At 59.3% G+C, this 10,110-nt stretch carries 7 protein-coding genes; 3 read left to right on the forward strand and 4 right to left on the reverse strand.

All coding sequences use genetic code 11. The features are described 5' to 3' along the window. Window positions 1-49: 49 nt before the first annotated feature. On the forward strand, window positions 50-1,450 hold the full coding sequence (gltX, locus tag ACOQOQ_RS13370) for a glutamate--tRNA ligase (RefSeq protein ID WP_420567481.1): 1,401 nt from the start codon (window positions 50-52) through the stop codon (window positions 1,448-1,450). 93 nt (window positions 1,451-1,543) lie between these two features. After that, window positions 1,544-2,842 (forward strand): citrate synthase, encoded by a 1,299-nt coding sequence (locus ACOQOQ_RS13375; RefSeq protein WP_420567482.1) that lies wholly within the window; start codon window positions 1,544-1,546, stop codon window positions 2,840-2,842. A 110-nt stretch (window positions 2,843-2,952) separates the two neighbouring features. Here ACOQOQ_RS13375 and ACOQOQ_RS13380 read toward each other — a convergent pair whose 3' ends face one another. The 3 genes from ACOQOQ_RS13380 to ACOQOQ_RS13390 all read right to left on the reverse strand — a co-directional run bounded on the left by ACOQOQ_RS13380 (window position 2,953) and on the right by ACOQOQ_RS13390 (window position 6,218). Further along, window positions 2,953-3,729 carry an enoyl-CoA hydratase-related protein gene (locus ACOQOQ_RS13380; RefSeq protein WP_420567483.1) on the reverse strand — a complete coding sequence of 259 codons (777 nt, stop codon included), beginning with the start codon at window positions 3,727-3,729 and terminating at the stop codon, window positions 2,953-2,955. A gap of 72 nt (window positions 3,730-3,801) precedes the next feature. After that, window positions 3,802-4,257, reverse strand: coding sequence for a cytochrome c-type biogenesis protein (locus tag ACOQOQ_RS13385; RefSeq protein ID WP_420567484.1), 456 nt, complete (start codon window positions 4,255-4,257; stop codon window positions 3,802-3,804). Then, window positions 4,254-6,218, reverse strand: a complete 1,965-nt coding sequence (locus tag ACOQOQ_RS13390; protein WP_420567485.1) for a heme lyase CcmF/NrfE family subunit — start codon at window positions 6,216-6,218, stop codon at window positions 4,254-4,256. Before ACOQOQ_RS13390 ends, ACOQOQ_RS13385 begins: the two co-directional genes overlap by 4 nt. Window positions 6,219-6,692: 474 nt before the next feature. Here ACOQOQ_RS13390 and ACOQOQ_RS13395 point away from each other — a divergent pair, with 474 nt between their 5' ends. Further along, a complete protein-coding gene (locus ACOQOQ_RS13395; protein ID WP_420567486.1) occupies window positions 6,693-9,293 on the forward strand; it encodes a cation-translocating P-type ATPase in 2,601 nt (866 codons plus the stop codon). A gap of 15 nt (window positions 9,294-9,308) precedes the next feature. Here ACOQOQ_RS13395 and ACOQOQ_RS13400 read toward each other — a convergent pair whose 3' ends face one another. After that, a complete protein-coding gene (locus ACOQOQ_RS13400; protein ID WP_420567487.1) occupies window positions 9,309-10,067 on the reverse strand; it encodes a sulfite exporter TauE/SafE family protein in 759 nt (252 codons plus the stop codon). Window positions 10,068-10,110 lie beyond the last annotated feature (43 nt).

A 10,110-nucleotide genomic window follows, 5' to 3' on the forward strand; every position in this document is an offset into this window, starting at 1 on the left:
AGACGGCAAAACGCTAACCCCCTCATGGTTACCGAAAGGTTAAATCCCGATGTCCACCCAAGTCGTGACCCGCTTCGCCCCCTCACCCACTGGTTATCTGCACATTGGCGGCGCGCGCACTGCCCTGTTCAACTGGCTTTATGCGCGGGGCCGTGGCGGCAAGTTTCTGCTGCGGATCGAGGACACGGACCGCGAGCGCTCGACCCCTGAGGCAACACAGGCGATCCTGAAGGGCATGGACTGGCTGGGGCTGGACCATGATGGCGAGGTAGTCAGCCAGTTCGAACGCGCCGACCGTCACGCCGAGGTCGCCCTGCAGCTGCTGGCCGAGGGCAAGGCCTATAAGTGTTTTGCCACCCAAGAGGAAATCCAGGCCTTCCGCGAGGCCGCGCGGGCCGAGGGCAAATCGACGCTATATCGCAGCCCCTGGCGCGACGCCGATCCCGCGACCTTCCCCGATGCCCCCTATGTAGTGCGGATCAAAGCCCCGCGAGATGGCGAAACCATCATTCGCGATCAGGTTCAGGGCGACGTGACCATCCGCAATGATCAGCTGGACGACATGATCCTGTTACGTTCGGATGGCACCCCGGTTTACATGCTGGCCGTTGTTGTTGATGACCATGATATGGGTGTGACCCACGCGATCCGCGGGGACGATCACTTGATGAACGCCGCCCGTCAGCAGATGGTATATGATGCGATGGGCTGGGACGTGCCGGTTTGGGCGCATATCCCGCTGATCCACGGGCCGGACGGAAAGAAATTGTCGAAACGCCACGGTGCGCTGGGGGTCGAGGAATACCAGGCGATGGGTTATCCGGCCGCTGGCATGCGCAACTATCTGGCGCGTCTGGGCTGGAGCCATGGCGATGACGAGTTCTTTACCGACGCACAGGCCAAGGAATGGTTCGATCTGTCGGGAATCGGCAAATCCCCTGCCCGTTTTGACTTCAAAAAGTTGGAAAATCTGTGCGGTCAGCACCTTGCATCGTCTGACGATGCCGCAGTGCTGCATGAACTTCTTGCTTTCCGGAAGGTCACCGGACAGAAAGAATTGTCTGAAGAGAAAAATATCCTGCTGTCAAAAGCAATCTACTGCCTGAAGGGTGGCGCCAAAACCTTCCCTCAACTTATTGAAAAAGCTGAATTTGTATTTGCAGATCGGCCGATTCAACCGGATCAGAAAGCGGCGAAGAACCTGGATGATGTATCCCGTGGTATACTGAAAGAATTGACGCCGCAGTTGCAAAATGCTAGCTGGACCCGAGACGAGCTGGAGGCGACCGCCACCCAGTTCGCAGAAGCGCAAGGGTTGAAGTTCGGCAAGCTTGCCGGACCCATCCGAGCCGCCCTTGCCGGGCGCGCCGCAACCCCCAGCGTTTTCGATATGATGCTGGTTCTCGGGCAGGAGGAGACACTTGCCCGCTTGACCGACGCAGCGGCCTGAGGAGGAACGGATAATCCGTTAATCAATCCTTGCGCCTAGCAATTACCAATGCCCGTGCGGTCCGCGCATGAGGCCAGTGATGAAGGGAACACCATGACTGATACTAACAAAACAGCCACGCTGAGTTTCGATGACAAGACCATCGAACTGCCCATCCTGTCCCCCTCGGTTGGTCCTGATGTCCTCGACATCCGCAAGCTCTACGCCCAAGGCCACGTCTTTACCTATGACCCCGGTTTTACCTCGACCGCGGCGTGTGACTCGACCATCACCTATATCGACGGTGACGAAGGCATCCTGCTGCACCGTGGCTATCCCATCGACGAGCTGGCCGCCCAGTCGCACTATCTGGAAGTCTGCTATTTGCTGCTGTACGGCGAGCTGCCCACCGCGGCCGAACTGGAAAAATTCGAGACGACGATCACCCGTCACACGATGATCCACGAGCAGATGCACAACTTCTTCCGTGGGTTCCGCCGCGATGCGCACCCGATGGCCACCATGGTTGGGGTTGTGGGGGCAATGTCGGCCTTCTATCACGACAGCACCGACATCAGCGATCCGCGCCAACGCGAGATCGCCTCGCATCGCCTGATCGCCAAAATGCCGACCATCGCTGCAATGGCGTACAAGTACTCGATCGGTCAGCCCTTCGTGTACCCGCGCAACGATCTGTCCTATGCGGCCAACTTCCTGCACATGTGCTTCTCGGTTCCGGCTGAAGAGTATCACGTGGACCCGATCCTGGCCCGCGCCATGGACCGCATCTTTACCCTGCACGCAGATCACGAGCAGAACGCCTCGACCTCGACCGTGCGTCTGGCGTCGTCGTCCGGCGCGAACCCGTTCGCCTGTATCGCTGCCGGCATCGCCTGCCTGTGGGGTCCGGCCCACGGTGGCGCCAACCAGGCGTGCCTTGAGATGCTGAAAGAGATCGGCACCCCCGATCGCATCCCCGAGTTCATCGCCCGCGCCAAGGACAAGAACGACCCGTTCCGCCTGATGGGCTTTGGCCACCGCGTCTACAAGAACCGCGACCCCCGTGCGACCGTGATGAAACAGTCGGCCGACGAAGTGCTGGAACTGCTGGGCGTGGAAAACAACCCGCTGCTGCAGGTTGCCAAGGAACTGGAGCACACCGCTCTGAACGACCCCTATTTCATCGACAAGAAACTGTTCCCGAACGTGGACTTCTACTCGGGCATCATCCTCGAGGCGATGGGCTTCCCGACTTCGATGTTCACTCCGATCTTCGCCATGTCGCGGACCGTGGGCTGGATCTCGCAGTGGAAAGAGCAACTGGGCGATCCGCAGATGAAAATCGGCCGTCCCCGTCAGCTGTACCTGGGCGAAAACGCGCGCAGCTACACCGATGTCGAAGACCGCGGCTAAGCCAAGGCTTCAAAGAAAAAAGAAACGCCGTCCCACAGGGGCGGCGTTTTTCGTTTGGGCATCAAAAAAGGGCGCGGCCAGATGGCGGCGCCCCTTGTCATTCGGATGGCTCAGCGGCCCTCGAAGTGCGGCGGGCGCTTCTCGGTAAAGGCCAGCACGCCTTCTTTGAAATCGCGGCTTTGCCCGCATTTCCCCTGCGCGCGCCCTTCCAGAGCCAGCTGTTCGTTCAGCGTATTATCCCAGCTGCCGCGGATCGCCTCTTTGACGTGCTGATAGGCCATGGTCGGGCCCTTGGCCAAATGCGCGGCGCGGGCCTTCCAGATGGCTTCGAATTCAGCGTCGGGAACGGCCTCCCAGATCATACCCCAATCATCGGCCTGCCGAGCGCTGATCTTGTCGGCGAACAGCGCAGCGCCCATGGCCTTGGCGCTGCCCATGTTGCGCGTCATCCAATAGGTGCCGCCTGCATCGGGAACCAAGCCGATCCGCGTGAAGGCCTGCAGGAAATAGGCGCTTTCGGTCGCGATCACCACGTCGGCCGCCAGCGCAAGGTTGGCCCCTGCCCCCGCAGCCGGACCATTGACGGCGCAGATCGTGGGGATTGGGCAATCGAAGATCGCCTTCAGCATGGGCATGTATTCATCGCGCAGGGTGCGTTCCAGATCCAGGTTGGCAGCGTTCGCCCGATCGCTTAGATCCTGCCCCGAGCAAAATGCCTTACCGGCGCCGGTGATCACCAGCACACGGGCCGATTGACCGGCCTCGCGGGCGGCATTGGCCACCTCGGCGCGCATCTGCGTGTTCAGGGCGTTCATCTTGTCTGCGCGGTTCAGCGTCAGCACGGCGATGTCGTCGGCGATCTCGAAAGTGATGGTTTGATAGTCCATGCGGCGGGCTCCGGTTTCCTGTTCGGGCGCAGCTTAACCGACCACCCGGTCAGGTAAAGGGCAAACCGCGCGTCACTCTTTCATAATTTCGCGCAAGCGTTCCTGCTCTTCTGCGCTCAGCTCTTGCGAGGGCCCCTCGGAAGTGATCGAACGGCGGCGCACATAGGTCAGCCCCAGCCCCAACGCCAGGATCAACATCAGGGGGCCGGCGCCCCACAGAACCCAGTTCACGCCGCCAGTCAATGGCTTCAGCAGCACGTATTCACCATATCGGTCAACGACATAGTCCACGACCTCGGTGTTAGTGTCACCTTCCAGCAGACGCTCGCGGACCAGGATGCGCAAATCACGGGCCAGCTCGGCGTTGGAATCATCGATGCTTTCGTTACGGCACACCAGGCAGCGCAGGTCCTTGGAAATTTCTCGCGCACGGGCCTCGAGCGCGGGATCGTCCAGAATTTCGTCTGGTTGCACTGCATAGGCAGGAACGGCCAACAGCAGGCAAAAAGCGAGGATCAGGCGTTTCATTCCGCGGGTACTCCGGCAGGTTGGCGCTTGCGGGCGCCGGCGGCAACGCGGTAGCGGCGGTCCGACAGGCTTAGCGCACCGCCCAAAGCCATCAGGATCGAGCCACCCCAGATCCAGTTCGCCAGAGGCTTATAGTAAACGCGAACGGCCCAGCCCCCGTTTTCCTGCGGATCCCCGATCACGGCATAGATGTCACGCAGGAAACCACCGTCGATCGCGGCTTCGGTCGTGGGCATACGGGCGACGGGATATTGGCGTTTTTCAGGATGCAAGGTCGAAATGGCGCGCCCGTCTTTGGACAGCTCCATCGTTGCCATGGTCGAGAAATAGTTCGGGCCCTGCACACGGTTCACCTCGGTCAGACGCAGGGTATAGCCCGCGACCTCGAAAGGTTCGTTCAGCTGGACGACGCGAATATCCTCTTGCTCCCACGCCATCAGGCCCGCAACGCCCAGCATGGTGATGCCCAGCCCGCCATGGGCAACGGCCTTGCCCCAGTCGGCGCGCGGCAGGCGCGTCAGGCGCGCAAAACGTCCGCTGCGGCCGGTGCGGCTCCAAAGATCGACCGCAGCCCCGGCAACCAGCCAGGCGCCCAGAAAGACACCGATAGGGCCGAACAGGCTGCGACCGGATTGCATGGCCCAAGCCAAACCGGCCAGCGCCAGCGCCAATACCAGCGCGGGCACCAACGGCTTGAAGGTCCGCCTTATCGAGGCCCTTTTCCAGGGCATCATCGCGCCAATTGGCAGAACGAGACCAAGCACCAGCATGAAGGGCGAAAACGCCATGTTGAAGAACGGTGCCCCAACCGAAAGTTTCCGGTCGAAGGCGATCTCGGCCACCAAGGGCCAGATCGTGCCGATGAAGACCACGAAACAACTGACGGCCAGCAGGATATTGTTCAGCACCAGCCCGCTTTCACGGCTGATCAGACCAAAGACGCCCTTGGCCTCCATCGCGGTGGCGCGCGCGGTGAACAGCATCAGCGCCCCGCCCATGAATACTGCCAGAATGGCCAGAATGAACACGCCTCGTTCGGGATCGTTGGCAAAGGCGTGCACGCTGGTGATCACACCCGAGCGCACGATGAACGTGCCGATCAGGCTGAACCCAAACGCCATGATCGCCAGCAGGATGGTCCAGCTTTTCAGGCTTTCACGTTTTTCGACAACAACGGCCGAGTGCAGCAGAGCCGCCGCGATCAGCCAGGGCATAAAGCTGGCGTTTTCGACCGGGTCCCAGAACCAGAAGCCGCCCCACCCCAGTTCGTAATAGGCCCACCAAGACCCAAGACCGATACCGATTGTCAGGAAAATCCATGCGGCCAGTGTCCACGGGCGCACCCAGCGGCCCCAGGCTGCGTCCACGCGCCCCTCGATCAAGGCGGCGACGGCAAAGCTGAACGCCATGCTCAGCCCCACATAGCCCAGATACAGGAACGGCGGATGGAAGGCCAAGCCGGGGTCCTGCAAAAGCGGGTTCAGGTCCTGGCCGTCAAAGGGCGGCACGGCCATGCGCAAAAACGGGTTCGAGGTGAACAGGATGAAAGCAAAAAACGCCACCGACACCGCCGATTGCACCGCCAGAACGCGCGCTTTCAGCGTCGGGGGCAGATTGCCGCCGAACCAGGCCGCCATCGCACCGAAAAGCGTCAGGATCAGCACCCACAGCAGCATCGAGCCCTCGTGGTTGCCCCAAACGCCGGACACTTTGTACAGCATCGGCTTGGCAGAATGTGAGTTCGCCACCACAAGGCGCAGCGAAAAGTCCGAGGTGACAAAGGCATAGGTCAGCGCGGCAAAGGAAAACGCAGTCAGCAAAAACTGCAGGTTCGCGGCCGGTTCGGCAACGGCCATCCAGCCGGGCCAGCGCTTATGCGCACCAATGAGGGGAACGATGGCCTGCACGACGGCGACCAATGCGGCAAGGATAAGGGCGAAGTGGCCAAGCTCTGTAATCATGCCTCGGTTATAGAGCTTTGATTTTGCTCATCCAATCCGATTCGGGTATCAGACGTGATCACATTGTCGCGCCCTATACTTTTGTTCAGTGGATCGAAGGTTCGAATCCTTCGCGGCTCCTCACTTTACAAAATCAGAACAAAGACTTGGGCGCATGGGGGTATGCATACGCGTTTGATGGCGATTTTCGCGAAAGCGGTGTGGCGGCAGATATCCTTGTGGCCATTCAGCAACTGCAAACATCCCCCAATTTAGGACAACCCCGATTCTAAATCGGTTTTCCAAGGTCATATGAGTTTTAAAGGTGAAGAAGCGGCCCAGACCTGCCGTTAACCATCGCACCTTTTGCGACGCCGACCCAGTTTTCACAACGCAGCACCAAAATAACCACGAGGGGTTTTTGACCTGCCTCAATGCCTCAAGTGCAGATATGCCCAAACTGTGATCGGTAGATAGTAGGGCATTCAACCAATCATGCATTCTGAGAACCCGCCAGATCAGGCAAGAGGCCTGACCAGTGAAGAGGCTGCCAAACGGCTGGAAGAACACGGCCCAAACGCATTGGCCGAAGCTAAGTCGACTCCGGTATGGCGCATTCTTCTTCGCCAGTTCACAGGTCTTTTGGTTCTGTTGCTGATCGCCGCAGCGATGGTCGCCTTGGCGTTGGGCGAGCATATCGACAGCATTGCAATTGGCATGGTTGTTCTCTTGAACGGGGTACTTGGGTTCGCACAGGAATGGCGCGCCGAGACGGCCCTGGCTGCGCTGCGCAACATGCTGGCCCCGATGGCGCGTGTAGTCCGGGATCAACAACTGGTTGCAATTGATCGGCGCGAAATTGTTCCCGGGGATTTGATCCTGTTGGATTCCGGCGACCAGGTGCCAGCTGACGCAGTTCTGATCTCGGCACTGGAGCTGCGGGTCGATGAAAGTGTTTTGACCGGCGAGTCTGCGCCAGTCGCCAAGTCGCTGCGGTCTGAAAACGCTGACAACCGCGTGCTGATGGGGACTCATTTGGTTTCGGGCCGGGCCGAGGCCATTGTCGATGCGACAGGGCCAAATACAGCCTTTGGCAAGATTGCCACCCTGACTGGTTCCGTCGGCGAGAAGGAAACCAACCTGTCTCGGCAGTTGGGCAGGCTTGGTGCGCAATTGGGGCTTGTTTCACTAAGCGTCGGCGCCGCGGTCGCACTGGTGGGGGTTATTGCGGGACGTGACGTGATTGACATGGTCATGACCGGGCTTTCCATGGCGGTGGCGATCGTACCCGAAGGTCTGCCAGCGGTCGTGACGATCAGCCTCGCGCTTGGGGCAGCGGCGATGGTACGTCAAAAGGCTCTGGCCCGGCGGTTACAGGCGATGGAGACCCTTGGCTCTGCCTCGGTGATCTGTACCGATAAGACCGGCACCCTGACCGAGAATATGATGACGACCGAACGGCTGTGGATTGCTGGCCATCAATTTGAAGCCACCGGGACAGGGTATGACCCGGCTGGCCGGATTCTACTTGAGGGGCAGCCAATCCGATATGGCTCGGATACCGATCTGGATGCTGCTTTGGATGTGATGGTGGGCTGCACCCATGCCGAGCTTCGGCGGGAAGGCGCGCAGTGGCAGATGATAGGAGACCCGACCGAAGGGGCATTGATGACCTTCGCCTATAAAGGTTGGACCGCCATGCCGGTTGGCAAGGCCTTGTCAGAGATACCTTTCTCGTCCGAGCGCAAGCGAATGAGCACTGTTCGGTGGCAAGGCCAAAACCTGATCCAATTGGTCAAGGGTGCCCCCGAACAGGTTCTGGACGTGTGCACCCACTGGCGTGGGCCAAAGGGGACAGCCCGACTAACCGCCCAGGATCGAGACAACATCCTAGATGCATACGCCACCTATGCAGCGCGGGGTTTACGTGTAATCGCACTGGCGCGACGCGAAGTCTCGCAGGCAGAAGTCAAGGAAGAGCAGCTTGAATTCATCGGCCTGGTCGGAATGGTCGACCCGCCACGCCCCGAGGTTCGCGCGGCCATTCAGGCATGCAGGTCTGCCGGTATCCGCGTGATCATGATTACGGGTGACGGCCCTCTGACCGCGCGGGCCATTGCTGAAAAATTGAACTTTCCAGTCGAGCGGACCATCACCGGAGCCGAGCTTGAAAATATTGATGATGAAGCTCTGGCACAGCTTCTCAAACAGCCCGTTTTGTTTGCTCGTACGTCACCCGCACACAAAATGCGCTTGATCCGAACTTTGCAGTCGCAGGGGCATATCGTGGCAATGACGGGTGATGGTGTTAACGACGCTCCTGCCCTGAAGAAGGCAGACATCGGCGTGGCCATGGGCACGCGTGGCACCGATGTGGCCAAAGATGCGGCGGATCTGGTTCTGCTGGACGACAACTTTGCCACGCTAGAGCGCGCCATCCGCGAGGGGCGCCGTCAATTCGCCAATATCCAGCGGTTCGTGCGATACCTCTTGTCCTCTAACGCGGGCGAAGTGGTCGCGATCCTCGTGAACCTTGCCTTGGGTGGTCCGCTGATCTTTCTTCCAACTCAGATCCTGTGGATGAACCTCGTTACCGACGGTGTCACGGCACTGATGTTGGGGTTGGAGCCGGGAACGCCTGACCAAATGACCACGCCGCCGCGTGATCCTAAGGCCGGGATACTAAACCGTACCGCAATGTGGATCATTCTGGCCTTCGGTGCCTACACAGGTACGGCCAGCCTCTATCTGTTTCACACCTTTTTGCACGAGGGTGAGATCGTCGCACGTACAGCAGCCTTTAGCGGTATGGTCTTGTTCGAGAAAGTGAGCGTTTTTGCCTTCCGGTCATTTTCGCGACCTTGCTGGCGGTTGGGCTGGTTTTCCAATCCGCTTTTGGTCTTGGCGCTACTTGCCATGATCGGAGCGCAACTTGCCGCCGTGTATTGGCCGCCGCTACAGACCCTGCTGCGCACTGCCCCCCTTGGATGGGAGCACTGGCAGATGATCGCTCTTTTTGCTGCCCCGTTGATTGTTGTGCCCGAGATCATCAAAACACTGCGGGCCAAACCTGCCGAACAGGACGCTACCTACTAGTCAGCCTTGCCAGGTTCACCCCAGAACCAGCCGCCCCACTCCGGCCAAGCAGAACAGCAGCAGCAGCCACATGACCCTCGTTTTGAAGGATTCAGCAGGGGTCGAAAGGAAATGGCGTGATCCAAGCCAGATTCCAGCAAGCATCACAGGTGTCGCAGCCAATATCCGCCAAAAAGTAAGCATGTCATAGTGGTCTGCGGCCACCAACATCCCGCCGGTGATTACATCGGTGAAAAACAAATAGGCGATCATTGTCGCTCGCATGGTATGCGAGGCGATCGTTGACGAGGTGAAGAAAAGGGCAAGTACCAACCCACTTAACGCGGTCGCGCCATTGACCGCCCCGGCCATCAAACCGGCTAGGAACAGCCCCAGAGTGGTGACCGAAAAGGGACGCCACGAGGATAAGAGCATCAAGGCAGTCGAAACAAAAACGATACCGTATACACCGAGCCGCAGCTGCTGTTCCGGAAAGTACGACAGCAGGAAAACACCCGCCGGGGCACCCAGAAGGCTTGCCAACAATAAAATAGCCAGGAACCGCCGATTAATGTCGTGAAGTATGCGCGGCGCTTGGCTGCAAGACGCCAGAATTTCAAGCGCGATGGAGAGCGGTACAAGCTGCGCTGCAGGCAGGACGGGCAACAAACCCACCATTAGAATGGCTGAAAACCCAAAGCCAGAGTACCCCCTCGCAAACGAAGCGACAAAGATGACGACCGCTGCCAAGATAAGCGCAAAAGGCGGCAGGTTCAGGGTGAGATCACTTATCATTCGGCTCTCTCATGTGAACGCATCGACAGCATTGTAATTCGAC

The sequence above is a fragment of the Thalassovita sp. genome, assembly GCF_965218685.1.
Taxonomy (GTDB): Bacteria; Pseudomonadota; Alphaproteobacteria; order Rhodobacterales; family Rhodobacteraceae; genus Thalassobius.

Excerpts from the sequence above, each read along its gene's own strand:
- gltX (WP_420567481.1), top strand. The coding sequence starts at position 50 with ATGTCCACCCAAGTCGTGACCCGCTTCGCCCCCTCACCCACTGGTTAT.
- ACOQOQ_RS13375 (WP_420567482.1), top strand. The coding sequence starts at position 1,544 with ATGACTGATACTAACAAAACAGCCACGCTGAGTTTCGATGACAAGACC.
- ACOQOQ_RS13380 (WP_420567483.1), bottom strand. The coding sequence starts at position 3,729 with ATGGACTATCAAACCATCACTTTCGAGATCGCCGACGACATCGCCGTG.
- ACOQOQ_RS13385 (WP_420567484.1), bottom strand. The coding sequence starts at position 4,257 with ATGAAACGCCTGATCCTCGCTTTTTGCCTGCTGTTGGCCGTTCCTGCC.
- ACOQOQ_RS13390 (WP_420567485.1), bottom strand. The coding sequence starts at position 6,218 with ATGATTACAGAGCTTGGCCACTTCGCCCTTATCCTTGCCGCATTGGTC.
- ACOQOQ_RS13395 (WP_420567486.1), top strand. The coding sequence starts at position 6,693 with ATGCATTCTGAGAACCCGCCAGATCAGGCAAGAGGCCTGACCAGTGAA.
- ACOQOQ_RS13400 (WP_420567487.1), bottom strand. The coding sequence starts at position 10,067 with ATGATAAGTGATCTCACCCTGAACCTGCCGCCTTTTGCGCTTATCTTG.